22 protein-coding genes and 1 pseudogene are annotated in these 25,285 nt (G+C 73.6%); 13 read left to right on the top strand and 10 right to left on the bottom strand.

Features of this window, described 5'->3' with window-relative positions:
• A pseudogene (locus tag ADL22_RS34845) lies at nucleotides 1-112 on the top strand (pyridoxal phosphate-dependent aminotransferase); the annotation flags it as partial.
• A gap of 85 nt (nucleotides 113-197) precedes the next feature.
• Entirely contained in the window at nucleotides 198-611 is a 414-nt protein-coding gene (locus ADL22_RS17575; protein WP_066979976.1) for a hypothetical protein, read from the top strand.
• Nucleotides 612-920: 309 nt separating this feature from the next.
• Here the strand turns inward: ADL22_RS17575 and ADL22_RS17580 are convergent, their stop codons facing one another.
• On the bottom strand, nucleotides 921-2,744 hold the full coding sequence (locus ADL22_RS17580) for a phosphoenolpyruvate carboxykinase (GTP) (RefSeq protein ID WP_066979979.1): 1,824 nt from the start codon (nucleotides 2,742-2,744) through the stop codon (nucleotides 921-923).
• A 238-nt stretch (nucleotides 2,745-2,982) separates the two neighbouring features.
• On the opposite strand from ADL22_RS17580, the gene trhA reads away from it, so the two are divergent.
• Together trhA and ADL22_RS17590 are read left to right on the top strand one after the other, a co-directional pair.
• Nucleotides 2,983-3,720, top strand: coding sequence for a PAQR family membrane homeostasis protein TrhA (gene trhA, locus ADL22_RS17585; RefSeq protein WP_079064220.1), 738 nt, complete (start codon nucleotides 2,983-2,985; stop codon nucleotides 3,718-3,720).
• 459 nt (nucleotides 3,721-4,179) lie between these two features.
• Nucleotides 4,180-4,806: a TetR/AcrR family transcriptional regulator gene (locus ADL22_RS17590; RefSeq protein WP_079064221.1), complete on the top strand. Its 627-nt coding sequence runs from the start codon at nucleotides 4,180-4,182 to the stop codon at nucleotides 4,804-4,806.
• Here the strand turns inward: ADL22_RS17590 and ADL22_RS17595 are convergent.
• The 3 genes from ADL22_RS17595 to ADL22_RS17605 all read right to left on the bottom strand — a co-directional run bounded on the left by ADL22_RS17595 (nucleotide 4,796) and on the right by ADL22_RS17605 (nucleotide 9,473).
• On the bottom strand, nucleotides 4,796-6,169 hold the full coding sequence (locus ADL22_RS17595) for an amidase (protein ID WP_066979985.1): 1,374 nt from the start codon (nucleotides 6,167-6,169) through the stop codon (nucleotides 4,796-4,798). The two genes, ADL22_RS17590 and ADL22_RS17595, sit on opposite strands and share 11 nt — an antisense overlap.
• A gap of 92 nt (nucleotides 6,170-6,261) precedes the next feature.
• Nucleotides 6,262-7,266: an MDR family NADP-dependent oxidoreductase gene (locus ADL22_RS17600; protein WP_066979989.1), complete on the bottom strand. Its 1,005-nt coding sequence runs from the start codon at nucleotides 7,264-7,266 to the stop codon at nucleotides 6,262-6,264.
• 155 nt (nucleotides 7,267-7,421) lie between these two features.
• Nucleotides 7,422-9,473 carry a thioredoxin domain-containing protein gene (locus ADL22_RS17605; RefSeq protein WP_066979992.1) on the bottom strand — a complete coding sequence of 684 codons (2,052 nt, stop codon included), beginning with the start codon at nucleotides 9,471-9,473 and terminating at the stop codon, nucleotides 7,422-7,424.
• Between the two features lie 219 nt (nucleotides 9,474-9,692).
• Here ADL22_RS17605 and ADL22_RS17610 point away from each other — a divergent pair, with 219 nt between their 5' ends.
• Nucleotides 9,693-12,974: a tetratricopeptide repeat protein gene (locus tag ADL22_RS17610; RefSeq protein WP_199836323.1), complete on the top strand. Its 3,282-nt coding sequence runs from the start codon at nucleotides 9,693-9,695 to the stop codon at nucleotides 12,972-12,974.
• Between the two features lie 183 nt (nucleotides 12,975-13,157).
• On the opposite strand, the gene ADL22_RS17615 is transcribed toward ADL22_RS17610, so the two are convergent.
• On the bottom strand, nucleotides 13,158-13,406 hold the full coding sequence (locus ADL22_RS17615; RefSeq protein ID WP_066979995.1) for a hypothetical protein: 249 nt from the start codon (nucleotides 13,404-13,406) through the stop codon (nucleotides 13,158-13,160).
• 4 nt (nucleotides 13,407-13,410) lie between these two features.
• Nucleotides 13,411-14,283 (bottom strand): mycothiol conjugate amidase Mca, encoded by an 873-nt coding sequence (gene mca / locus ADL22_RS17620; protein WP_079064222.1) that lies wholly within the window; start codon nucleotides 14,281-14,283, stop codon nucleotides 13,411-13,413.
• A gap of 131 nt (nucleotides 14,284-14,414) precedes the next feature.
• Here mca and ADL22_RS17625 point away from each other — a divergent pair, with 131 nt between their 5' ends.
• Nucleotides 14,415-14,831: a DUF4307 domain-containing protein gene (locus ADL22_RS17625; protein WP_066980002.1), complete on the top strand. Its 417-nt coding sequence runs from the start codon at nucleotides 14,415-14,417 to the stop codon at nucleotides 14,829-14,831.
• 305 nt (nucleotides 14,832-15,136) lie between these two features.
• A complete protein-coding gene (gene greA, locus ADL22_RS17630; protein ID WP_066980005.1) occupies nucleotides 15,137-15,634 on the top strand; it encodes a transcription elongation factor GreA in 498 nt (165 codons plus the stop codon).
• 198 nt (nucleotides 15,635-15,832) lie between these two features.
• Here greA and ADL22_RS17635 read toward each other — a convergent pair whose 3' ends face one another.
• The 3 genes from ADL22_RS17635 to ilvA all read right to left on the bottom strand — a co-directional run bounded on the left by ADL22_RS17635 (nucleotide 15,833) and on the right by ilvA (nucleotide 19,542).
• Nucleotides 15,833-16,774 (bottom strand): ABC transporter permease, encoded by a 942-nt coding sequence (locus ADL22_RS17635; protein ID WP_234430746.1) that lies wholly within the window; start codon nucleotides 16,772-16,774, stop codon nucleotides 15,833-15,835.
• Complete coding sequence (locus tag ADL22_RS17640; protein ID WP_234430747.1) at nucleotides 16,771-17,865, bottom strand: ATP-binding cassette domain-containing protein; 1,095 nt, start codon at nucleotides 17,863-17,865, stop codon at nucleotides 16,771-16,773. Before ADL22_RS17640 ends, ADL22_RS17635 begins: the two co-directional genes overlap by 4 nt.
• Nucleotides 17,866-18,201: 336 nt before the next feature.
• Nucleotides 18,202-19,542 (bottom strand): threonine ammonia-lyase, encoded by a 1,341-nt coding sequence (gene ilvA / locus ADL22_RS17645; protein ID WP_079064223.1) that lies wholly within the window; start codon nucleotides 19,540-19,542, stop codon nucleotides 18,202-18,204.
• A 191-nt stretch (nucleotides 19,543-19,733) separates the two neighbouring features.
• Here ilvA and ADL22_RS17650 point away from each other — a divergent pair, with 191 nt between their 5' ends.
• The 3 genes from ADL22_RS17650 (at nucleotide 19,734) to ADL22_RS17660 (ending at nucleotide 21,222) form a co-directional block, all read left to right on the top strand.
• On the top strand, nucleotides 19,734-20,240 hold the full coding sequence (locus ADL22_RS17650; protein WP_066980011.1) for a MarR family transcriptional regulator: 507 nt from the start codon (nucleotides 19,734-19,736) through the stop codon (nucleotides 20,238-20,240).
• A gap of 233 nt (nucleotides 20,241-20,473) precedes the next feature.
• Entirely contained in the window at nucleotides 20,474-20,938 is a 465-nt protein-coding gene (locus ADL22_RS17655; protein WP_066980014.1) for a sigma factor-like helix-turn-helix DNA-binding protein, read from the top strand.
• Nucleotides 20,935-21,222, top strand: coding sequence for a hypothetical protein (locus tag ADL22_RS17660; RefSeq protein WP_234430748.1), 288 nt, complete (start codon nucleotides 20,935-20,937; stop codon nucleotides 21,220-21,222). The genes ADL22_RS17655 and ADL22_RS17660 overlap by 4 nt, the downstream gene beginning before the upstream one ends.
• 160 nt (nucleotides 21,223-21,382) lie before the next feature.
• Here the strand turns inward: ADL22_RS17660 and ADL22_RS17665 are convergent, their stop codons facing one another.
• The gene (locus ADL22_RS17665; RefSeq protein WP_066980017.1) at nucleotides 21,383-22,543 is read right to left on the bottom strand and encodes a cystathionine gamma-synthase; all 1,161 of its coding nucleotides are present in this window, start codon (nucleotides 22,541-22,543) and stop codon (nucleotides 21,383-21,385) included.
• A 200-nt stretch (nucleotides 22,544-22,743) separates the two neighbouring features.
• On the opposite strand from ADL22_RS17665, the gene ADL22_RS17670 reads away from it, so the two are divergent.
• The 3 genes from ADL22_RS17670 to ADL22_RS36270 all read left to right on the top strand — a co-directional run bounded on the left by ADL22_RS17670 (nucleotide 22,744) and on the right by ADL22_RS36270 (nucleotide 25,226).
• Nucleotides 22,744-23,877, top strand: a complete 1,134-nt coding sequence (locus ADL22_RS17670) for a hypothetical protein (RefSeq protein WP_066980020.1) — start codon at nucleotides 22,744-22,746, stop codon at nucleotides 23,875-23,877.
• A 180-nt stretch (nucleotides 23,878-24,057) separates the two neighbouring features.
• Complete coding sequence (msrA, locus tag ADL22_RS17675) at nucleotides 24,058-24,723, top strand: peptide-methionine (S)-S-oxide reductase MsrA (RefSeq protein ID WP_066980022.1); 666 nt, start codon at nucleotides 24,058-24,060, stop codon at nucleotides 24,721-24,723.
• Between the two features lie 209 nt (nucleotides 24,724-24,932).
• Nucleotides 24,933-25,226 (top strand): hypothetical protein, encoded by a 294-nt coding sequence (locus tag ADL22_RS36270; RefSeq protein ID WP_234430749.1) that lies wholly within the window; start codon nucleotides 24,933-24,935, stop codon nucleotides 25,224-25,226.
• Nucleotides 25,227-25,285 lie beyond the last annotated feature (59 nt).

Below are 25,285 nucleotides of genomic sequence, written 5' to 3' on the forward strand. Positions count from 1 at the left end.
CAACTGGCCCGATCCGGACCACTTCCGCCTGGTCACGCTGCCCAACAAGGACGATCTGACGGACGCCGTCACCCGAATCGGCGCCTTCCTCGAAAGCTACGGACAGTACTGAGCCGACCCCGCCCCCTATACAGCCCACAACTTTAGACACGGTCTAAGCTAGGATGGCCTCCTAGACGTTTTCAGGAGGCCGTCCCATGTACGAACCGATCCGCACCAAGTCGGTCCACACCATGGCCGTCGCCCCGGGGATCCCGCAGCGCTCCCGCGAGGAGGAGCTGGACATCCGGCTCGCCGGGCAGCTGACCGCCCTGCTCACCGTCACCGACGAGCTGCGCGCCCTGACCGAGTGCGGCGCCCGTCGCGCCGCCCTGACCGAGGCCGCGGACCGCATCGCCGCCGAGGTCGCCCGCCTCAGCGGCCACCCCCCGCTCCGCGCCGAGCCCACCGACGGCGGCGACCCCGCGCGCATCCCCGCCCTCCGCCAGCGCGCCCGCACCCTCGCCGGCAACGCCCTCGCCGTCGCCACCACCCGCGACGACCCCGCCGCCATCACCCTCATAGAGTCCCAACTCCCCCTCCACGAGGCCGGCGACCTGGCCACGGCCTAAAAAGCCCCACCGGCCACCCCACCTGAAGACGCGAGCCGTCCCACCCACCCCAGCCCCCGCCCACCCAATTCCCACCCACCCACGGGAGGGGGTGGTGTGCCGGACGTAAAGCGAAGCAGTCCGGCACGCCACCCCCTCCGGCCCGTCACCGCACCCAAAAGCCCCGCGCAGCGGCTTCCCCGCCGCAGGCGCAACAACGCACCCCGCGACGGGAAAGCCGACCACGCGGGACCGGGCTGACTCACGCCGAACAGGCGCCGCAGGCGCAACGAAAAGACCCCCACGGCGGGAAAGCCGACAACGTACGGCTCACCCCAGGCGCCGCACCAACGCCCGATACTCCTCCCAAAGCTCCTCCGGCGTGTGCTCCCCGAACGTGTTCAGGTGCTCGGGCACCAGCGCCGCCTCCTCGCGCCAGATGTCCCTGTCGACGGTGAGCAGGAACTCCAGGTCCGCGTCGGAGAGTTCCAGCCCCTCGGTGTCCAGCGCCTCCTTGGTCGGCAGCACGCCGATCGGGGTCTCGACGCCCTCGGCGGTGCCCTCCAGCCGCTCGACGATCCACTTGAGCACCCGGCTGTTCTCGCCGAAGCCCGGCCACACGAAGCGGCCCGTGTCGTCCTTGCGGAACCAGTTGACGTAGTAGATCTTCGGCAGCTTGCTCTGGTCCTTGCCGGCCCCGACCTTGATCCAGTGCGCCATGTAGTCGCCCATGTTGTAGCCGCAGAACGGCAGCATGGCGAACGGGTCGCGGCGCAGCTCACCGACCTTGCCCTCGGCCGCGGCGGTCTTCTCGGACGCCACGTTGGCACCGAGGAAGACACCGTGCTGCCAGCTCAGCGACTCGGTCACCAGCGGCACCGCGCTGGCCCGGCGGCCGCCGAAGAGGATCGCCGAGATCGGCACGCCCTTGGGGTCCTCCCACTCGGGCGCGATGGTCGGGCACTGGGCGGCGGGCACGGTGAAGCGCGCGTTGGGGTGCGCGGCCGGAACACCGGATTCCGGCGTCCAGTCGTTGCCCTTCCAGTCCGTGAGGTGCGCCGGGGTCTCCTCCGTCATGCCCTCCCACCACACGTCGCCGTCGTCGGTGAGCGCGACGTTGGTGAAGACGGAGTTGCCCCAGAGGGTCTTCATGGCGTTGGCGTTGGTGTGCTCGCCGGTGCCGGGCGCGACGCCGAAGAAGCCCGCCTCGGGGTTGATGGCGTAGAGCCGGCCGTCCTCGCCGAAGCGCATCCAGGCGATGTCGTCGCCGATGGTCTCGACCGTCCAGCCCGGGATCGTCGGCTCCAGCATGGCGAGGTTGGTCTTGCCGCAGGCGCTCGGGAACGCCGCCGCGACGTACTTGGCCTCGCCCTGCGGCGGGGTCAGCTTGAGGACGAGCATGTGCTCGGCGAGCCAGCCCTCGTCGCGGGCCATGACGGAGGCGATGCGCAGCGCGTAGCACTTCTTGCCGAGCAGGGCGTTGCCGCCGTAGCCGGAGCCGTAGGACCAGATCTCGCGGGACTCGGGGAAGTGCGAGATGTACTTGGTCGAGTTGCACGGCCACGGCACGTCCTGCTCGCCCTCGGCGAGCGGGGCGCCGAGGGTGTGCACGGCCTTGACGAAGAAGCCGTCCTCGCCGAGCTCGTCGAGTACCGCCTGGCCCATCCGCGTCATGGTGCGCATCGACACGGCGACGTAGGCGGAGTCGGTGATCTCCACGCCGATCGCGGAGAGCGGGGAGCCCACCGGGCCCATGCAGAACGGGACGACATACATCGTCCGGCCCTTCATCGCACCCCGGAAGATGCCCTGCTCACCGGTGAAGATCTCCCGCATCTCGGCGGGGGCCTTCCAGTGGTTGGTCGGCCCGGCGTCCTCTTCCTTCTCCGAGCAGATGAAGGTGCGGTCCTCGACGCGCGCCACGTCCGAGGGGTCGGAGGCGGCGTAGTACGAGTTGGGGCGCTTGATCGGGTCGAGCTTCTTGAAGGTGCCCTTTGCGACGAGCTCTTCGCACAGACGCTCGTACTCCGCCTCCGAACCGTCGCACCAGACGACCCGGTCGGGCTGGGTGAGAGCCGCTATGTCCTCGACCCACCTGCGCAGGTCCTGGTGCCGGGTGGGGACGGGAGAGGGAGCCGCGTTGTCGCGCGCCACGATCGCTCCTAGTTGAGGGGTTTGGTCGGCTTTCCGCTCATAAGGCAAGAAAACCGCTTCTTTTACTTCTCTGCCCCTTGGGGGCCGCGACCCGGATGCTTCGTGACCGCTCATCCGGTGCCGACCGCACTCATTTGATCATCCGACCCCGTTTCCGTTCTGTCCAGGGGGCACCGTGGTGACCGTCACCACTTCAGGTAGAACCCGTAACTTACGGTTGCGTAGGTAGCATTGCGCCATGACTTCCGCGCCTGACGCCGGCGTAAGCCGCCCGCCCTCCGCGCCGTCCAGGACCGACTCCGGCTCGGGGGTGGCCGCCGCGGTCGCCGCCGCTGCCGCGCCGCTCAAACCGAAGCTGCGCGGCTGGCTGCACGCCGGAATGTTCCCCGCCGTGCTGCTCTCCGGTGTCCTGCTGACCGCGCTCGCCGACAGCCCCCGCGGCCGCCTGGCCTGCGGTATCTACACCCTCAGCGCCTGCCTCCTGTTCGGCGTCAGCGCCCTTTACCACCGCGGCAATTGGAGCCCGCGGGTCGGTGGGCTGCTGCGCCGCCTCGACCACGCCAACATCTTCCTGATCATCGCGGGCACCTACACACCGCTGACCCTGCTGCTGGTGCCGGGCACCCGCGGGCAGGTGCTGCTGTGGGCGGTGTGGGGGGCCGCGCTGGCGGGCATCGCCTTCCGCGTCTTCTGGGTCGGCGCCCCGCGCTGGCTCTACACCCCGTGCTATATCGCGATGGGCTGGGCCGCCGTCTTCTTCCTCCCCGACTTCCTGCGCACCGGCGGCATCGCCGTCCTCGTCCTCGTCATCGTCGGCGGGCTGCTCTACAGCGCGGGCGGCATCATCTACGGCATCAAGCGCCCCAACCCGTCACCGCGGTGGTTCGGCTTCCATGAGGTCTTCCACTCCCTCACCCTTGCGGCCTTCGCCGTGCACTACGTCGGCATCTCGCTGGTCGCGTACACCCATCGCTGAGCCGGGCCGGGGCCGGGCGGCCGGCACCCCCGGTATCCCGGCCGGCACCCCAGGACGTCCCCCGGCCGATCTCACCTCAGACCCCCCGGCCCGTCTCGCCGCAGGTCTCCCGGCAACCGCCGCGCGCCCTCCCGGCCGGGGCCGGGAGGCGGCGGCCACCCGCCAGGCCAGCACCGCCACCCCGGCCAGCACCAACGCCGTCACCAGCAGACCACCGCCCAGCACATAGCCGCCCACACACAGCGCGGCGGCGAGCGCGGCGTACACATGAATCGCGGGTCGCATCGCGAGCCTCCCCTCCGAGCGTCACTGTCAGTAATCATGCCCGGCTCTCAGCGTGACACACCCCACTGACAATCAGAGATCTGTCAATGCGCCGGACCTCGGCCACGCGCCGCCGCCGGCGCTCCGCACCGCGGCGAGGCGTGGGTGCAGCGACGGATGGGGACAATGAGCCGCATGGTCTCCGCACGCACCCCCGCCGCGGCGCCGCCCGGAACACCCCGGCCCGGACTGCGCGAGCGGAAGAAGCTCCAGACCCGGCACGCGATCCGCCGGGCCGCCTTCCGGCTCTTCGCGGAGCGGGGCTACGAGGCGACCGGTGTCGACCGGATCGCCGAGGCCGCCGAGGTCTCCCCCAGTACGGTCTTCCGCTACTTCCCGGCGAAAGAGGACATCGTGCTCCCCGACGAGTACGACGACCTGCTGGCGAGGGGACTCCGGAACCGCCCGGCCGGTGAGCCGGTCACCGAGACCCTGCGCCAGGTCGCGGTCGGGATCCTGCGCGATATCAGCGCCGCCGACCGCGCCGAACTCCTCCAGCGCATCCGGCTGATCCGCGATGTGCCCGCCGTCCGGGGCCGCACCGCCGAACGCACCGCCCGCCACGTGGACCTCATCAGCACCGTACTGGCCGAGCGCACCGGGCGGCCCGCGGACGACCTGGGCCTGCGGGTCCTCAGCGCGGCCGCCCTGGCCGCCCTCCAGGAAGCGCTGCTGCGCTGGGCCGAGGACGCCCGGGCGGCCGGCCCGGAGCCGCTGATCCACCAGGCGATGGACGTCCTGGCCGGCGGCCTCACCCGCTGAGCGCGCGCGGTGCCAGGCCGGCCGCCACCCGCTCGATGCCGGCCGCCCAGGCGAGCAGCTCCTCGTCGGCGCCCGCCCCGCCCACGAGTTGGAGGCCCAGCGGCAGACCCCCGGCGGACCGACCGGCGGGCAGGGTCAGCGACGGCAGTCCGGCGTTGCTCCAGGGCAGGCACATCACGGAGTTCCCGGTGGTGGCCAGGCCCTCGGGCGCCGGACCGGTGGCCGCCGGGGCGATCCACAGGTCGATCCCGGCGGCCGCCCCGTCCGCGGCGAGCCGTTCCCGGAAGGCGGCGCGGCGTTCCCGGGCGGCCTCGTAGGCGGCGTCCCCGATCGTGTGACCCTCGCGGATCGCGGCCGCGGTCTGCTCCCGGTAGCGGTCGGCGTGGCGGGCGAACCACCGGGCGTGGGCGCGGGCGACCTCGTAGCGGTTCATGGTGAAGAGCTGCTCGGTGATCCGGTCGAAATCGGCCATCACGGGCACCTCGCGGACCTCGTAACCGGCCGCGGCCAGCACGGCCCGCTGCTTCCCGAAGGCGTGCCGCGCCTCGTCCCCGGCCCGCCCCAGATAGGGGCCGACCGGCACGCCGAGCACCGGGAGCCGGGCCGGGGCGCCCGCGTACCCGGTACCGCCCGCGTCCCCGGTGCCGCTGTCCTCATGGGTCCGCCAGTCGTCGCAGAGCACCGACGCGGCCAGCGCGACGCCCGCGACATCCACGGCATAGCACCCGAGCGTGTCGAAACTGACCGCGTTCGGCAGGACGCCGTCGCACGGGATCCGCCCGAACGTCGGCTTGAAACCGACCACCCCGCAGTAGGCGGCGGGCCGGATCATCGAGCCCACCGTCTGCGTCCCGATGGCCAGCGGCACCATCCCGGCGGCGACCGCGGCCGCCGACCCGCTGCTCGAACCGCCGGGCGTGTGCCCGGTGTGGTGCGGGTTGCGGGTCGGCCCCGGTGCGGTGACCGCGAACTCCGCGGTCACCGTCTTGCCCGCGATCAGCGCCCCGGCGGTCCGCAGCCGGTCCACCACGGCGGCCTGCGGACCGGCCAGCTCCTCCGGCGGCAGCGCCGAACCGGCCCGCGTGGGCAGCCCGTTGACGTGCACGATGTCCTTGACACCGACCGGGACGCCGTACAGCGCGGGCCGCCCGGCGGGGCCCGGCGGCCCGGCCGCGGCCAGCTCCCGGGCCGCTTCCCGCAGCCGATCGCGGCGCCCCGGCTCCGGGACGAAGGCGTGGATCCGGTGGTCCACCGCGTCGATGCGGTCGCAGGTGCGCAGCACCGCGGTGAGCGGGTCGTCCGCGCCGGACCGCAGCGCCGCGGCCTCCTGGACGAGGGAACGGCTCCCCAGCAAGGTCGTCACCCGTGCAGGCTACTCCCGGAATCCGCAATCCCCCGGACGAATGACCCACTCGGCGACAGCCGGCCAACGCCCTTGTGTTTTCCTCCCGTTGCTCACAGCTCGACGAGCACGGCACCCAGGTGCTCGCCCGCGATCAGCTCCCGGAGGGCCCGCGGGGCCTGCTCGATGCCCTGGAGGCGGGTGTGCGGGAAGGTGAGGGTGCCGTCGCGCAGCCCCTGGCCGAACAGCCGGTTCCACTCCGGGATCAGGTCGCGGTGATCGTGCAGGGCGACCCCGCGCAGCGTGATGCCGCGGGAGACCAGGGACAGGGTGTCGACCGGGGTCGTGACCCGCCGCCCCTCGGCCAGTTGGGCGGAGAGCGCGCCCACGAGGGCGAGCCGGGCGCCCCGTTTGGCGACCGCGATCGCGGCCTCCAGCTGCTCGCCGCCGACGTTGTCGAAGAGCGCGTCGATACCCTCGGGGGCGGCCGCGCGCAGCTGCTCCTCGATGGGCCCGGCGCCGCGCAGGACCACCGCGTCGTAGCCGAACTCCGCGCGGAGCCGCTCGGCCTTCTCCGGCGATCCGGTGCTGCCGATGACCCGGGCGGCGCCGCGCAGCCTGGCGATCTGGCCGGCCAGCGAGCCGACGCCGCCGGCCGCCCCGGTGACGAACACCGTGTCCCCGGGGCGCACTTCGGCGCCGCGGTCGATGCCCATCAGGGCGGTGGGGCCCTGCGAGAGGTAACCGGCGGGGTCGGGCAGCAGACCGGGCTCCAGGCGCCGCGCCTGGTCGGCGTCCACCAGGGCGTACTCGCGCCAGCCGAAGCGGTGCTCCACCAGGTCGCCGGGGTTCAGGCCGGTCCCCGGGGCGGCGACCACCTCGCCGACGGCCGGGCCGTGGAGCGCCTCGCCGACCACGAAGGACGGCATCGGGACGGGGGCGGTCTCATCCATCAGGGTGCGCATCACGGCGGCGACGGACATCAGGGTGTTGCGTACGAGGACCTGGCCCTCGGCCGGTTCCGGAACGGGGACCTCGGCGATCTCGAAGAGGTCGTCGGTGACCGGGCCCGAGGGACGGGCGGCGAGGCGGACCTCGCGGTGCGTGCGGTTCGTCATGTGCGGAGGCTAGAACGTGCGGCGTGCGGCACGTTCAACCAGGTCTGGGGACCTAGGACTTGAGGCGGGACGGCCGAAGCGGGGCCGGGCCCCGGGGACAGGGGCCGGAGGCCGCCCAACGGGCCACGCCCCGCCCCACCCCCTGGACCGGCGCCTCAGCTGCGCAACCGCCCCGCCAGCTCCTCCGGATCGGTCGTCGGCCGCTCGCAGGTGAAGTGACGGCACACGTACGCGGCGGGCTGCCCGTCGACCAGCGGGCGGGACATCAGCAGCGGCACCTCGGCGGCGTCGTCCGGCCCGGGGGCGCCCAGGGCGACCACCGTCCCGGGGGCGGTGCCGAGCAGGGCGGCGCGGTGCAGCGCGCGGGTGGCCGGGTCCTCCGGCGGGCCGACCACCGCGACCTCGCGCGGCCCGTCCAGCGCGGCCTCGGCGACCGCCAGCCCCCAGCCGATGAAGCGCGGCGCCCGGCCGCCGAGGGCGGTGACGATCCCCAGGGCCCGCTCCGCGGCGTCCCGGTGGAGCGCGCTGCCGGTCAGCGCCCCGTAGGAGAGCAGTGCCCCGGCCGCGGCGGTCCACCCGGAGGGCGTGGCGTTGTCGGTCGGGTCCTGGGGGCGGCGGATCAGCTTCTCGGCGTCGGCGGCGGTGTCGTAGAGGGTGCCGTCGGGCGCGGTGAACTGGACCAGCACGGTGTCCAGGAGGAAGCCGGCGAACTCCACCCAGACGCCCTCCCCGGTGACCGAGGCCAGCGCCAGGAAGCCCTCGGCGGCGTCGGCGTAGTCCTCCAGGACGCCGGTGCTGGTCCCGGCCGTACCGTCCTTGGAGGTGCGGTGCAGCCGCGCCTGCCCGTCCATGTGGACGCGGACCAGCAGATCGGCGGCGTCGGTGGCGGCCTGCACGAGGTCGGGCCGGTCGAAGTAGGCGCCGGTCTCCGCGAGCGCGGCGATGGCCAGGCCGTTCCAGGAGGTGACGACCTTGTCGTCGCGCCCCGGGCGCGGCCGCTGCGCGCGCGCCGCCAGCAGCCGCTGCCGTACGGAGGCGACGCGGTCGGCGTCCGCCAGCGGGCCGCCGGTGTCGGGGAGTTGGAGGACCGAGGCGCCCTCCTCGAAGGTGCCCTCCTCGGTGACGCCGAAATACGTGGCGGCGAACGCGGCGTCGTCCTCGCCCAGGACGGCGCGCAGCTGCTCCGGCGTCCATACGTAGTACGCGCCCTCGGCGTGCCGGCCGGTGCCGTCGTCGCTGTCCGCGTCCAGCGCGGAGGCGAAACCGCCCTGTTCGGTGCGGAGTTCGCGGACCATGAAGTCGGCGGTCTCCAGCGCGATCCGGCGGGCCAGGTCGGAGCCGGTGGCGCGCCACAAGTGGGCGTACAGGCGGCAGAGCAGCGCGTTGTCATAGAGCATTTTTTCGAAATGCGGAACGACCCATTCCCGGTCGACGGAGTAGCGCGCGAAACCGCCGCCGAGCTGGTCGTAGATCCCGCCGCGGGCCATCGCCGCACAGGTCGCCTGCACCATCTCCAGGGCGCCGGCGGAGCCGGTCCGGGCGTGGTGGCGGAGCAGGAACTCCAGCACCATGGACGGCGGGAACTTCGGGGCGCCGCCGAAGCCGCCGTGCACCGCGTCGAATTCGCGGGTCAGGCCCATCAGCGCGGTGTGCAGCTCCTCCGGGCGCGGCGGCCGCCGGCCGTCCTCCGGGAGCGACTCGGCCAGCGAGCGGCCCGCGAGGTCGGCGACGATCCGGCCGGCGACCTCCCCGACCTCCTCCCGCCGGTCGGCCCAGGCGGCCCGGACCCCCTCCAGCACCTGCCCGAACGAGGGCATGCCGTGCCGCGGCTCCGGCGGGAAGTACGTACCGAAGTAGAACGGCTCGGCGTCGGGCGTGAGAAAGACGGTCATCGGCCAGCCGCCCTGCCCGGTGGCGGCCTGGACGGCCTCCATGTAGACGGCGTCGACGTCCGGGCGCTCCTCGCGGTCGACCTTGACGGCGACGAAGTTCTCGTTGACCAGCCCGGCCAGCTCCGCGTCCTCGAAGCTTTCGCCGGCCATCACATGACACCAATGACAGGAGCTGTACCCGACGCTGAGCAGGACCGGGACGCCGCGGCGGCGGGCCTCCTCGAACGCTTCGGGGGACCAGGGCCACCAGTCGACGGGGTTGTCGGCGTGCTGGAGCAGATACGGGGAAGTCTCATGGGCCAGGCGGTTCGGCATGGGGCCATCCTCCCCCAACGGGGCGGCGGATGCCGGGTGCGGCGGGAGTTATCCACAGGGCTGACGCGATCCGCGCGGAGGGGGAACACTGTGCGTAACGGCGGTGATCGCGCCGGGGCGGAGTGCGGTGGCGTGAGCGGCGTACGGCCGGGGCACCGATGATCCGCGGGGAGTGCTGGACTCGCCAGGACTGCTGGCGACTGCTGGAGGGGGACGGGCATGCCGGGCGAAGGAACGGGGCTGCGCGACGGCCACCGCAAGGACGCGCGGGAGCTGCTGAAGCGGACCGTTGAGGAGGAGGTGCGCCGCTCGGGCGGGCGGCTGGACGGGCCGGCGCTGCTGGCCAGAGCGTCCGCGGCGCTGGACGAATTGGCCGCGCCGGCGGCGGAGGAGTACGCCGCGTATGTGCGGGCGCTGGACGAGGCGGCGGCCGGCCGGCGGCCGCTGGCGCGGCGGCTCACGCGCAAGGAGCTGGGGACGCCGGCGGTGACGGCGCTGGTGGCCGCGGTGGCCGCGTTCGGGGCCGATCTGGCGTACGGCACGGGCGGCGGCCCGGCGCTCGGCGCGGGTGGTGCGGCGCTGGTGGCGGGCGCGGCGGCCGCGGTGGTGAAGCTGGCCGCGGGGCACTTCCCGGCGGCGCACCGCCAGGCCGGGATGCGCGGTCAGCCCGGCGGCGCCGAGCAGTTGCGGCTGGCGTGGCTGACGGCACTGGAGGTGCGCGGGGTCCGCCCGTTCCTCGATCAGCAGCGGATGCTGACGGCGTCCCGGAGCGGCGGCGCGTCGTCCGGGCAGGCGGCGGGGAAGGGCTCCCGGGGGCCGCGGCTGCGCGGCGCGGACCGCAGCGCGGCGGCCCGCCGGCGGTCGGTGCTGGAGCGGTCGTTCGGCCAACTCCCGCAGCCGGACGGCCCGTTCGCCGGGCGCCGGGCGGAGCTGGAGCGGATCGACGGGTGGGTGCGGGCCGGCCGGGCGAGCAGCGGGACGCGGCCCACGGTGGTGGTGCTGCACGGCGAGCCGGGTTCGGGCCGGACGGCACTGGCGGTGCGGGCGGCCCATCAGCTGAGCGACCGGTTCCGCGGCGCCTGTGTGGTGGACCTGCGCGGCGACACCCCCGGGGAGGCGCCGCTGCCCATCCGGGACGCGCTGCTGCATCTGCTCAACCGACTGGGCGCGCCGCGCGAGCAGCTGCTGTTCCGCGAGCGCGCCTCCCAGGAGCAGCACGTCAAGCGGCTCACCGAGATCTACCACCGGCATCTGGCCGAGCTGCCGGTGGCCGTGCTGCTGGACGACGCCGCGGACGCCGAGCAGGTCCGCGCCCTGGTGCCGGACGGCTCCGACAGCCTGGTGCTGGTGACCTCCCGTACGCCACTGGACCTCCCGGCGGACCTGCCCGCGCGGGTGCACCAGCTGCCGGTGACGGGGCTGGACGCGGCGGGTACCGAGGAGCTGCTGCGCTCGCCGGCCGCCGCCGGGGAGACACCGGCGGAGGGCGCGGGCCCGTACGACGCGCAGGCCGTCGACCGGATCGCGGAGCTGTGCGGCGGACTGCCGCTGGCGCTGCGGGTGGCCGGCTCGGCGCTGGGCGACCGCTCCCCCGCCGCGCTGGCCCGGGAGCTGGCGGCGGCCGGCGGGGCGGCCCCCGTGGAGCGGGCGCTGGCGCTGCGGTACGCCGACATGCCGCCGCCGGCCCGGCAGCTGCTGCGCCGGCTGGCCCTGGTGGGCCGGGCCAGCCTGGGCACGGCGGCCGCGGCCGCGCTGCTCGGCGTGGCGGACGCGGAAGCCGGGCGGCAGCTGGCCGCGCTGGCCCGGTCCGGGCTGATCGAGCACGTCCGCGGCGAGCGCTACCGCCTGCATCCCCTGGTGCACCGCTTCGCGCACGCCCGGCTGGCGGCCGAGGAGGAGCCGGCCGAGCGCGCCGCGGCCCAGGAGCGGCTGATCCGCGGCTACGCCGAGCTGGCCGACGCGGTGATCCGCCTCGTGGACGGCAACACCTCCACCCGCGCCGACCGCTTCGGCCCGCACGGCTTCGCGTCCCTGGACGCGGCCCTGCAGTGGCTGGACGACGAGACCAGCTTCATCACCGCCGCGCTGCGCCACGCCGACCAGGACGTCGACCAGGAAGCGGTGTCCCATCTGCTGGGCGCGCTGTGCGACTACTGCCTGCTGCGCGGCGACCTCTACCGCCTCGGCGAGCTGAGCGAGCTGACCCGGGCGGCCGGCCAGGGCCTGCTGGTGCGCTCGGTGCAGTGGCGCACCGGCGTCGCGGCCCGCCAGCTCGGCGAGCTGGACCGCGCCCGGGCCACGCTGTCCTCGGTGGTCGACCTGTATTTCGAGGCGCAGCATCCGGTGGGCGCGGCCCGCGCGCTGCGCGATCTGGGCATCACCCTCCAGCAGCAGGGGCAGCTCACCGAGGCCGCGGCCCGGCTGCGGGAGGCGCTGGACCTCCAGTCCGGGCCGGAGATGCGCGGCGACCGGGCCTGGACGCTGCACGCCCTGGCGGCGGTGGAGCGGGACCGGGCGCGGCTCGCCGAGGCCGAGGAGATGCTGCGGGAGTCGCTGGCGCTGCACGAGGAGAGCGAGAGCCTGCACGGCCAGGCGTGGGCGCACTTCCAGCTCGGCCAGGTCCATCTGCGGCGCGGCGACGTACCGGCCGCCGAGACCGCGCTGCACGCCGCGCTGGAGCTGTACGGCCGCACGCACGACGACCGCGGTACGGCCTGGGCGATGACGCAGCTGGCCCGGGCCCGGCTGGTGGCCGGTGACGCCGGCCCGGCCGTGGACCGCCTCCACCAGGCGCTGCCGCTGCACCGGCAGCACGAGGACGCGCGCGGTGAGGCGTGGACGATGTACTACCTCGGCCACGCCCTGGAGGAGCGCGGCGAGCGGGACGCCGCGCTGCGCCAGCTGGAGCGCGCGCGGAACATGTTCAGCCGCATGCAGGACGGCTACGGCCTGGCCTGCGCGCGCCACCACGCGGGCCGGGTGACCCGCGATCTGCGGGCCGAGCAGACCGGCTCGCTGCGCAACAGCGGGTTCGCCCGGCAGCTGCTCCAGGACGCCCGGAGGGACTTCCAGCGGATCGGGGTGGCGCACGGCGAGGCGTGGTCCGTCCTGGAGCTGGTGATCATCGACGCCGGCAACGGGCGGTCGGCGCAGGCGCTGGAGCTGGCCGGTGAGGCGGCGGAGCTGTTCGCCGGGTACGGCGACCGGCGCGGCGAGGACTGGGCGCGGTTCCTGCGGTGCACGCTGCTGCCGTTCGCCTCACCGGGCGGTTCGGTGGTCGGTACGGCGGTGGCGCAGGAGGAGCTGGCGCGGCTGGTCGCGAAGCGGCACGGCGGCCGGGACGCCAAGCTGGCGGACTGCGCGCAGACGCTCGGGCTGCTGCTGGAGCGCGGGGTGGAGCCGGAGACGGGCTGGCAGGCGTGGCGGCTGGGCATGGTGCCGGACCGGCACGCCAGAGAGGTCATGGGCGTACCGGCCGTGCCGGCGGCGGCCGCGGAGTGAGGCCGCCGTGTCGGGTCCGTACGCGGCATCGCGCGCCGGCCGGCGGTACGGCCCGCTGACCGCGTGGGCCAGCGAGCCGCCGGGCCGGTCTGCCGGCCGCTGCCAGACGGCCGGGTCCAAGGCCGCCGCCCGGTCATCGTGCCCGCGCGCCGCGCACCGCGCCCGGAGTCGGGCGCCGGGCCGTCAGCTGGTCTTGGGCTTCGGGGCCGCGGCGGCCGGGGCGGTGGTGCCCGCCTGGCCGTCCTCGGGGGTCTCCTCGAAGTCCACCTTGCGCATGTGCTTGTTCATGGACTTCATCAGCAGCCACACGGCACCGCCGATGACCGCGAAGACGATGAAGCCGAGGACGCCGGGGGTCACCTTGTCCTTGTCGAAGCTGTCGGCAAGGGTGACGAAGTGCGTCAGGGCGAGGGTGCTGGTCGCGCTCATCATGGGCTCAATTGTTGCGGATGCCCGCGAAGAGGTCGTCCTCGGGGAGCGAAGTGTCCACGAGCGACTTCGCGAGCTCGTATTCCTCGGTCGGCCAGACCTCGCGCTGGATGTCCATCGGCACCCGGAACCACCCGCCGTCGGGGTCGATCTGGGTGGCGTGGGCGATCAGCGCCTTGTCGCGGATCTCGAAGAAGTCGGCGCAGGGGATGTAGGTGGTCAGCGTGCGCTCGCGGCGCTCGAAGGACTTCCACCGCTCCAGCCACTCGCCGTAGGGCGACTCCATACCGCGCTCCAGCAGCGCCTCGTGCAGCGCCAGGGTGCGGGGCTTGTTGAAGCCCTGGTTGTAGTAGAGCTTCTGCGGCTGCCAGGGCTCGCCGGCCTCCGGGTACTTCTCCGGGTCGCCGGCCGCTTCGAAGGCCACCATCGTGATCTTGTGGGTCATGATGTGGTCCGGGTGCGGGTAGCCGCCGTTCTCGTCGTAGGTCGTGATGACCTGCGGCTTGAATTCCCGGATCAGCTTCACCAGGCGCCCGGCCGCCTCCTCGACGTCCTGGAGCGCGAAGCAGCCCTCGGGCAGCGGCGGCAGCGGGTCGCCCTCGGGCAGCCCGGAGTCCACGAAGCCCAGCCACTCCTGCTTGACGCCCAGGATCTCGCGGGCCTCGTCCATCTCCTTCCTGCGCACCTCGTGGATGTGCTCCTCGATGTACGGATCGCCCTGGAGCTTGGGGTTGAGGATGGAGCCGCGCTCGCCCCCGGTGCAGGTGACGACCAGCACGTCCACCCCCTCGGACACGTACTTGGCCATGGTGGCCGCACCCTTGCTCGACTCGTCGTCGGGGTGGGCGTGGACCGCCATCAATCGCAGCTGCTCAGTCAAGACTCGATCCTCAGTGAAGGGCCGGAGAAGATGCCTCCTATAGTGACCGAAGCGAGGGGGCGCTGTATTCCCCGGGGCGGGGACCCCCCGGGGGTCCCACGGTCCCCGGTCCCCTACCAGGAGGATGGATCATGGCCGCGGTGCGCGAAGAGCTCCCCGAGGGACGCTACGGCCGCTCGGCCGACCAGCGCGCGGACCGCACGCTCAAGATCGTCGGCGGGGTGCTGGGCGCGGTGCTGCTCGGCGTCGTCGGCTGGCTCGGCGCCTCGTACATCTCCGGGCAGGATCTCAGCGGCCGGATCATCACCTGGGAAGCGGTCTCCGACCACGCGGTCAAGGTCCACCTCGAAGTGGTCAAGGGCAAGGACGACCGGGGCGTGTGCACGCTCCGTTCGCAGGCCACCGACGGTTCCGAGGTCGGCCGCAAGGACGTCGCCATCGACCAGCGCTCGGGGCAGGTCGATACGGAGGTCACGCTGCGTACGACGAAGCGGGCGACCAACGCCGTCCTGGTCGGCTGCACGGCGGCGTCCGGCAGCGCGGGCTGACGCGACCGCTGGACGGTTCCCCGCCGGCCGGGTCCGCGGGCTGACGCGACCGCCCGCTGACGGGACCGCCGCCCGGAGGCCCGGACCGCCCGGAGGCCCGGCGCCCGGTGACTCGTACGGCCCATCCGCCGGGAGCGGCCGCACCGCTCCTGAACTGCGGTGATGCGGTCCCGCACGACCACTGTGAAATTCCTCTTCCCCGTTTTGTGCCGGAATTGTTAGGCTCGTGGTTTCGCCCACCTGTGAAGGCGCAAACCTTCCTGGTAGGGCGTTTGATTTATCCCCAGTACCGACGAGGAGCACCTGTGACCCAGACCAGCGAGAACGTCACCTGGCTGACCCAGGAGGCGTATGACCAGCTCAAGGCCGAGCTGGAGTACCTGTCTGGTCCCGCACGCGCCGAGATCACCGAGAAGATCCAGGCGGCCCGCGAGGAAGGTGACCTGAAGGAGAACGCCGGGTACCACGCGGCCAAGGAAGAGCAGGGCAAGCAGGAGCTGCGGGTCCGCCAGCTCAAGCAGCTGCTGGAGACCGCGAAGGTCGGCGAAGCCCCCGAGGCCAACGGCACGGTCGCCCCCGGCATGGTCGTCACCATCGCGTTCGACGGGGACCCGGACGACACCCTTTCGTTCCTCCTGGCCTCGCGGGAGTACGCGAGCGGGGACATCGAGACGTACTCGCCGCAGTCGCCGCTGGGCTCCGGGGTGAACGGCAAGAAGATCGGCGCCGACGCGGAGTACGAGCTCCCGAACGGCAAGCGGGCGTCCGTGAAGATCCTCGACGCCAAGCCCTACACGGGCTGAGCGGCGGATCCGTACGGAGCGGCGGAGACGCGGAGACGCGGAGACGCGGACACGCGGACACCCCACGCGATACCGCGGAAGCGGCCCGGAGCACGATGCTCCGGGCCGCTTCGCGTACCCGCCGCCTACCGCCCTCGCCACCTACCGCCGGCCGCCTGCCGCCGCGCCACCTGCCACGAGCCGGCCAGGGGCGGCTGCTCAGGCGGTCGCCGACCGGTACTTGCGGACCGCCAGCGTCCGGAAGACCGCGATGATCAGGACCGACCAGAGCACCGAGGCGAGCACCGGGTGCTCCATCGGCCAGGCGCCGGTCACCGACCGGGGCACGCCCTCGATGGTGTTGCCGAACAGCTCCCGGGCCCCGGCGACCGTGGCACTGAACGGGTTCCACTCCGCGACGTGCTGGAGGAACGCCGGCATCCCGTTGACCGGCACGAACGCGTTGGAGACGAACGTCAGCGGGAAGAGCCAGATCAGCCCGCCGGACGTGGCCGCCTCCGGCGTCCGGACCGAGAGGCCGATCAGCGCGCCGATCCAGGAGAACGCGTAGCCGAGCAGGAGCAGCAGCGCGAAGCCGGCCAGCACACCGGCGACGTTCTCGTGGCTGCGCCAGCCGATCAGCAGCGCGACGGCGGCCAGCACCACCATGGTCAGCGCGGTCTGCACCAGGTCGGCGAGGGTACGGCCGGTGAGCACCGCGCCCCGCGACATCGGCAGCGACCGGAACCGGTCGATCAGCCCCTTGTGCATATCGTCCGCGATGCCCGCGCCCGCACCGGCCGTGGCGAACGTAACGGTCTGCGCGAAAATGCCCGCCATGAGGAATTCCCGATACGCCTGGGCATCACCGGCCGGGGCGCCCGGGACCGCGATGGATCCGCCGAAAACGTAGGTGAAGAGCACCACGAACATAATCGGCTGGACCAGGGCGAAAATGACCACTTCGGGAATGCGCCGCATGCGAATCAAGTTCCGCTGGGCCAGTACGAGTGCGTCGCGGGCGGAACGGATGAGTCCGCTGATGGGGCGTTCGCCGTGCGGGGCTCCGCTCGGGGCGGGGGCCGGGCCGGTGGCCTGGTCCAAGGGGGTCCCGCCCGGGTGTCCGCCCGGGTGTCCGCCCGGGTGTCCGATCGCGCTCATCGCACGCCCTCCCTTGCGCTCGTAGCCGTGCCGGGGTGCGGGCCGCCGGCGGGTGCATCGCCGTCCGCGGGGACGCCCCCGCCGCCCCCGCCGCGCCCACCACGACCCGCCGTCCCGGCCCGCGGGTCCCCGGCCCGCGCGCCGGACTCCGACTCCGCCGCATGGCCGGTCAGCGCGATGAAGACATCGTCGAGGGTCGGGCGGCGCAGCCCGATGTCGTCGATCTCCACGCCCCGGCCGTCCAGTTCGCGGATGACCTCGGCGAGCAGCCGGGCGCCGCCGGTCACCGGGACGGTGAGCCGCCGGGTGTGCGGATCGGCCGTGCCCTCCCCCTTGGCGACCGCGTCCAGTACCTCGCGGGCGGCCGCCAGCTGCCCGGGCTCGTGCACCACGACCTCGATCCGCTCACCGCCCGTACGGGCCTTGAGCTGGTCGGAGGTACCGCGCGCGATGACCCGGCCGTGGTCGACCACGCAGATGTCGTGGGCGAGCCGGTCGGCCTCCTCCAGATACTGGGTGGTGAGCAGCAGGGTGGTGCCGCCGGCGACCAGTTCCTGGATGACGTCCCACAGCGCCTGGCGGTTGCGCGGGTCCAGGCCGGTGGTCGGCTCGTCCATGAACATCACCGGCGGGCTGACGACCAGCGCGGCGGCGAGGTCGAGGCGGCGGCGCATCCCGCCGGAGTAGGTCTTGGCGGGCCGGTCCCCGGCGTCCGCGAGCCCGAACCGCTCCAGCAGTTCGGCGGCCCGCCGCTTGGCGTCGCGGCCGCGCATCTGGTAAAGCCGCCCGACCATGACGAGATTCTCCCGGCCGGTCAAGTACTCGTCCACGGCGGCGAATTGGCCGGAGAGACCGATGGCGCGGCGGACCGCGTCGGGCTGCGCGAGGACGTCGAGGCCGGCGACCCGGGCGATGCCGCGGTCGGGCCGGAGCAGGGTGGTCAGGACCCTGACGGCGGTGGTCTTGCCGGCGCCGTTCGGGCCGAGCAGTCCGAGGACGGTGCCTTCGGGAACGTCGAGATCGACGCCGTCCAGTGCCCTCACCTCGCCGAAGGTCTTCACCAGACCTTCGGCGTAAATGGCACCTGGCATGTGGGTACCCCCATGGTTGGCGCATTCGGAACGGTACGTACGGGAACGCACGGCAGCGCGACGCGTCGTATGACGATGTCCACGACAAGCTCTATGACGAGTTCTATGACGAGCTGACATACGGCGAACCGGCAGCGACACCGCCACATTTCCACGCCGGTCCGGCCTCCGCCACCGAAAACACCCAACCGGCAGGTGGGGGCCGTCGTACAACTCTCGTATTGCTCGTACAACTCGTACCGAAGACTCCACGCGTCACTCGGGCCCGTCCGACCCGTCCGACCCCTCCGGCCCGTCCGATCCCTCCGACCCCGTCGGCCCCTCCGGCCCGTTCGCTCAGGCCGCGACCACGTCGTAGCCGGCCTCGCGCAGTGCCGCGCACACCTCGGCGCAGTGCTCGGGCCCCTTGGTCTCCAGATGGAGTTCGACCTCGGCCTCGGTGAGCCCCAGCCGGGGGTCGGTCCGTACGTGCCCGACGTCCAGCACATTGGCGTCCACCACCGTCAGCACGCCGAGGAGGGTGGCCAGCGCGCCGGGCCGGTCGGTGAGCCGCAGCCGCAGCGAGAGGTAGCGGCCGGCGGCGGCCATACCGTGCCGCAGGATGCGCTGCATCAGGAGCGGATCGACGTTGCCGCCGGAGAGCACCGCGACCACCGGCCCCTCGAACGAACCGGGCGCCGACAGCAGCGCCGCCACCGGGCTCGCCCCGGCCGGCTCCACGACCAGCTTCGCCCGCTCCAGGCAGAGCAGCAGCGCGCTGGACAGCTCGTCCTCGGTGACCGTGCGGACCTCGTCGACCAGTTCCCGCACCATGCCGAACGGGACGTCGCCCGGCCGCCCGACCTTGATCCCGTCCGCCATCGTGGTCAGCGGCTCGATGGCCACCGGGCGGCCCGCCGCGAGCGACGGCGGGTAGCAGGCCGCGGCCGCCGCCTGCACCCCGACCACCCGCACGTCCGGGCGCAGCGCCTTGACCGCGAGGGCGATACCCGCGGCGAGCCCGCCGCCGCCCACGCCGACGACGACGGTCCGCACCTCCGGGCACTGTTCGAGGATCTCCAGGCCGACCGTGCCCTGGCCCGCGATGATGTCGCGGTGGTCGAAGGGGTGGATGAAGACCGCGCCGGTGCGCCGGGCGTACTCCTGGGCGGCGGCCAGCGTCTCGTCCACCACCTGGCCGTGCAGCCGCACCTCGGCGCCGTACTCGCGGGTCGCGGCGACCTTGGGCAGCGGGGCGCCGGCCGGCATGAAGACGGTCGACTCGACGCCCAGCAGGGAGGCCGCGAGGGCGACGCCCTGCGCGTGGTTGCCGGCGCTCGCCGCGACCACGCCGGCCCCGCGCTCCGCCGCCGAGAGGCCGGCGATCCGCACGTAGGCGCCGCGGATCTTGAACGAGCCGGTGCGCTGGAGGTTCTCGCACTTGAGGTGGACGGGCGCGCCGACCAGCGCGGAGAGGTAGCGGCTGCCCTCCATGGCGGTCGTCCGGGCGACGCCGGAGAGCAGCTTCTGGGCCTCGCGGATGTCGTCGAGGGTGAGGGTGGTGGGGGCCGGGGCGGGGGCGGTCGGCCCGGGGAGCGCGTCCCACCCGTCCGGCCCGTGCGGGGGTACGTCCGGGCCCTCCGGCCCGTGCGGACCCTCCGGCCCGTGCGGCGTGCGCGGCGGCGTGTGGTCGGCCATGCGGCCAGTCTCGCAGTTCGGCCACGATCCGGGCTTTTCCGGCCGGATGCCGGACACCGGCGCGTCCCGGCCCCCGTCCGGCCAGGTACGGCGCGGCCCGGAGGCGGCAGCGCCGGTACGGGCCGCGCCGCCGCCGCGTACCCTGTCTTCCCCAGCCATCCATGCCCATCCCGATGAAGCGAGCCCCGGCCATGCCCACCTCTCCGGACATGACGACCCACACCGACACCGCTCTTCTCGACGCGCTCCAGCACCAAGTGGCGGTCTTCGCCCGCCGCGCCGAACAGAGCCGGCTCGGTGGCGTCGGACAGGCGCGCAACTCCATGGACCGCGCCGCCTACCTGCTCCTCAACCGCCTGGACCAGGAGGGCCCGATGGGCGTCAAGGCCCTGGCCTGCGGGATGGGGATCGACTCCTCGACGGTCACCCGGCAGGTGGCGCCGCTGGTCGACGCCGGGCTGGTCGACCGCGCCACGCACCCGGAGGACGGCCGCGCGGTGGTCCTGGAGCTCTCCGAGCGCGGCCACGCCCGCCTGGACGAGGTCCGCGCCTCGCGGCGGGCCCTGATGGCGCTGGTGACGGAGGAGTGGAGCGAGGAGGAGCGCGAGGCGTTCACGTCCCTCCTGACGCGCTTCAACACCTCCCTGGCCGAGATCACGGCACTGGCCCCGGGGGGCGGGGCGGGGGCGGCGTCCTGACGGGTGCCGTGGTGAGGGGTGCTGTCCTGGGCGGCGTCCTGACGGTGCCGCCTTGGGGGCCGCGCCGAACGGTCGGTCGCGCACGGCGCGCCACACCTGGCCTTCCCCCTGTCCGACCCCTTGACCCCGTTGGCCGGACTGCCGTGCCATAGGGGCCAGAGGGCTGTCCGGCGGTTCCCGGGGGCGTCGCCACAGGGGCCGGGGCGCCCGGGGGCCGTCATCCGGGAGGCGCGGTGGGAGAGCGGCGGCTGGTGCGGGAACGGTGCCGGGCCCGGGAGTTCGAGGCGTTCACCGCGGGCGCGGCGGGGCGGCTGCTGCACGCCGCGGCCCTGCTGACCGGTGAGCCCGCCGACCGTCCGGCCCCCGCCGCCGAGGACCTGCTGGTCCGCGCGCTGGCCCGGACGTACGCCGGCTGGGACCGGCTGCGCGGCGAGGACCCGTACGAGCGGGCCCGCCGCGAACTGGCCGCGCTGTTCGCCCAGACCGCCCGGCGGCACCGGCGGCCGCGCGGCGGGCTGCTCGGCCGGCTGCCCCCACGGGAGCGCCTGGTGCTCGTCCTCCGCCTCCACGAGGACATCGCCGAGGAGCAGACCGCGGCCCAACTGGGGCTGCCCGCCGAGCGGGTGCAGGCGCTGTACCGGAACGCCCTCTCCGAGCTCCGCAGCCACCGCCCCCGGCCGGCCACCCCGTCACCGTGAACCCGGCCCCCACCAGCCCCGACCTGCCCCATCCGCCGCCGGACCGCAAGGAGACCGAGGCGCGGCGGACGCTGTGGGCCGGACCGTGGCCGCCGGTGCCGCCGGACCTGGCCGCGCGGGCCGCCGCCCGGGGCCGCCGGCTGCGGGCCCGGCGCCTGCTGCTGCACCGCGCCGGCTCACTGCTCGCCCTGCTGGCGCTGCTGTCCCTCGCCCTGTGGGCGGCGGCCGACCAGCCCTGGCGCCCGCCCCCGGCCCGTACGACGCCACCCGTGGTGGGGTACTGAACGGGCCGGGGCGGGCCGTGGCCAGACGGACGTACGGGGACGAGCCGGGGCGCACGGGGCCGGGCCGGGGCGTACGGGGACGAGCCGGGCCTACGGGCACAGGCCGACCAGCCCGCCGCCCAGCCCCCGCGCCCCCTCAGCGCCAGCCTGGGCCCGGGCCTCAGCCCAACGCCTGCGTCAGATCAGCCAGCAGATCATCAACCGACTCGATGCCCACCGAGAGCCGCACCAGATCCGCCGGAACCTCCAGCGCCGACCCGGCCGTGGACGCGTGCGTCATCCGCCCCGGGTGCTCGATCAGCGACTCCACGCCGCCCAGCGACTCCCCGAGCGTGAACAGCCGGGCGCGGTTGCAGACCTCCACCGCCGCCTCCTCGCCGCCCGCCACCTGGAACGACACCATCCCGCCGAAGGCCCGCATCTGCTTGGCCGCGACCTCGTGGCCGGGGTGCTCGGCCAGCCCCGGGTAGTAGACCCGGGTCACCTTCTCGTGCGAGGCGAGGAGTTCGGCGACGCGGGCGGCGTTGGCGCTGTGCCGGTCCATCCGGACGGCCAGCGTCTTGATGCCGCGCATCACCAGCCAGGCGTCGAACGGCCCGGCGATCGCGCCCATGGCGTTCTGGTGGTACGCCAGCTCCTCGCCGAGCGCGTCGTCGTTGACGACCAGCGCGCCGCCGACCACGTCCGAGTGGCCGCCCATGTACTTGGTGGTGGAGTAGACCACCACATCCGCGCCGAGGGCGAGCGGCTGCTGGAGGTACGGGCTGGCGAAGGTGTTGTCCACCACCAGACGGGCCCCGGTGTCCCGGGCGACCGCGGCCAGCGCCGCGATGTCGCTGATGCCGAGCAGCGGGTTGCTGGGCGTCTCCACCCAGATCGCCTTCGTACGCGGCGTGACCGCGGCCCGGACCGCCTGCGGGTCGGAGGTGTCGGCCACCGACCACTGCACGCCCCACCGCTCGGCGACCTTGGCGAACAGGCGGAACGTGCCGCCGTAGGCGTCGTTGGGGATCACCACGTGGTCGCCGGGGACGAGGAGGGTGCGCAGCAGGCAGTCCTCGGCGGCGAGGCCGGAGGCGAAGGCCAGGCCGCGGCGGCCGCCGTCGAGGGCGGCGAGGTTCTCCTCCAGGGCGGTGCGGGTCGGGTTGGCGCTGCGGCTGTACTCGTAACCGCCGCGCAGCCCGCCCACGCCGTCCTGCTTGTAGGTGGACACCTGGTAGATGGGCGGTACCACCGCGCCGGTCGCCTGGTCGGGCTCCTGACCTGCGTGGATGGCAAGGGTTTCGAAGTGCTGGTGGCGCTTGTCGCGCGGATCGCTCATGTCTGCCGAGGGTAGTCGGCCGCGCCACCGAACTTTCCGGAACTTTCCCGTTCCCTGGATAGTGAATACAGAGGGAGTTCCTGCCCACCCCGTGACCACCCCGCCCGAACGCCCCCTGAAACCTCCGGGCAACCCCGGAACGACCCACCCTCCGCCCCTCCGTCCTCCACTTCCGCCCCTCCGACCAGGACACACACCACATGGACGCACTGCTGCTTCTCCTCGTCGCGATCGCGCTCGGCGGTCTGGTCTTCCTGCCCTGGATGCGGCGCCGGCGGGCCGTCCGGCACGCCGTGCAGGGGCACGCGGTCGCCACCGACCCCATGGCCGGCTACGGCTTCGTCCCCGTGGAGCGGCTCGACGTACGGCTGCCCGGCCCCGACGAGGCGCTGGACGCGGCGCTCGCCGAGATCCGCCGGACCCACGACTGGCGGCCGGCCGCCGAGCTGCTGCGGTCCACCGGGGACGACTGGGAGCTGCGCTGGCAGCGGGTGCAGACGCTGGCCGGCGCCGCCGCGTTCGAGCTGGCACGCACGCCCGGCGACCCGTCCGCCCCGGGCGGTACGCGCACCGGCGGCATCTGGCTGCGCAGCTGGCGCGCCGAGGCACCCAAGGACCCCGGGGGCGCGGAGACGCACGCGCAGTTCCTGGTCGTCCAGGCGCTGCGCGACCCCGGCTCGCAGGACTTCCGGATGATCCTGGAGGAGGCCCGTACGGTCTGCCGGGAGGCGGCGCTGCTGGCGCCCGGCAGCCCAATCCCGTACATCACCGAGCTGGCCGTGGCCCGGGGGCTGGGCGCCCGCCCCGCCGACTACGAGGAGCTGTGGTCCCGGGTCCTCCAGCGGGCCCCGCACCACATGGGCGCGCATCTGGCCGCGCTCCCGTACTGGTCGGAGAAGTGGCACGGGTCCCGTAAGGAGGCGGAGGCGTTCGCCGAGCGCGCCGCCTCCGGGGCGCCGGCGCAGAGCCTGCTGCCGGCCCTCCCCCTCTTCGCGGTCTACGAGCACCTGCCCGAGGCCAACATGGTCCACAGCCTCTTCCAGAGCGCGGTCATCGAACGCGCCATCGAGGGCGCCCACTTCGCCCTGCGCCAGGCCCCGGCCGACCATCCGATGGCGCCGCACGTCCGCCATCTGCTCGTCTGGTTCCTGGTCCACGCCGAGCGGTACGCCGAGGCGATGGAGCAGCTCCGCCTCGTCGACGGCCATGTGGGCGCCGTCCCGTGGTCCTACGGGCGCAGCCCGGCCGCCGAGTACGCCGCGTACCGCGCCGTCGCCATCGCCGGCTGGGAAAAGCTCGGCGGCACCCCCGCCACCTTCCGCCCCCACGACTGACGCCCGGGCCACCGGGCCCGGCCCCGGAATGCGACCCGTCCGCGAGACGTTCTCCCTTACGAACCAACGCCCGCCCCACAGGGCCCCCGGCCCCGACGCACGACACACAACGCTGAAGAAGCTAACGCCGCTAAAGAAGCTAACGAAGCAGAGCCGAGCCCACCCCCTGGAGCCCACCCCATGCTGTTCTCCCGCTTCAAGACGCACCTGCCCACCCCCGAGGAAGCGCTCCAGGGCCGCCCGGAGCGGGACTTCCCGGTCCCCGACCGCCACACCGTCCTCGGCAACCCCCTGCTCGGCCCGTACCCGGACGGCCTGGAGATCGCCGACTTCGGCCTGGGCTGCTTCTGGGGCGCCGAGCGGAAGTTCTGGCAGACCGAGGGCGTCTGGACCACCCTCGTCGGCTACCAGGGCGGCCACACCCCCAACCCCACCTACGAGGAGGTGTGCAGCGGCCACACCGGCCACACCGAGGCCGTCCGCGTCGTCTTCGACCCGTCCGTCGTCCCGTACACCGCCCTGCTGAAGCTCTTCTGGGAGTCCCACGACCCCACCCAGGGCTTCCGCCAGGGCAACGACGTCGGCACCCAGTACCGCTCGGCGATCTACACCCACTCCCCCGCCCAGCAGCAGGCCGCCGAAGCCTCCCGCGACGCCTACCGCACCGTCCTCCACTCCTCCGGCTACGGCGACATCACCACCGAAATCCTCCCCGCCGCCCCCCGCCCCTTCTACCCGGCCGAGGCGTACCACCAGCAGTACCTCGACAAGAACCCCGCCGGCTACTGCGGCATCGGTGGGACCGGCGTCTCCTGCCCTGTTGGTGTCGCCCCGGCCGGCGACTGACGGTTCAGCGTTCCTCACACGGGGAGCGCTGGGCTCCACGATGCCCACGCCGATGTCGCCGGCCACGGACGTGCGTTCTCACGGGCTCAGGGCAGGTTTTCGAACCATCCTGTCCCGAGCCCATGGCGCACCAGACTTCCTGGCACCCGATTCAGCCATAACCCGCCGTGCGGGCATGGCCCAGGAGGCACCGCGCCACGTTTGAGGGCATGAGGACTTCGGGGGCCAGGGCCAGTCGGTTCGGTGGCCTGGGGCAGTGGTGGGGCGTCCTGGCCGGCGGTCTGCTCATCGCCGCATGGATCAACAGAACCGCAGGACCTGCGGTGATCACCGGCCTCTCCGCCGTCGTCCTGCTCTGGTCCTTCTTTCAAGCACCGGTGACGTGCGGGGCTCCGGTCAGAGGGCGGGACGACGGCTGCCGCAACAACGCGACCGGCCTCCTCATGGGCTGCCACATCCGCCAACACCGTTGGCAGAAGCTCAAGATGCTGATCCTTCGGTGACGAGTACGCGCTTTCTGCTCCGGACTGTTCTCCGATGGCAAGGCCACCCTCGTCACACT

The sequence above is a fragment of the Streptomyces sp. NRRL F-4489 genome (assembly GCF_001509485.1).
Classification (GTDB): domain Bacteria; phylum Actinomycetota; class Actinomycetes; order Streptomycetales; family Streptomycetaceae; genus Streptomyces.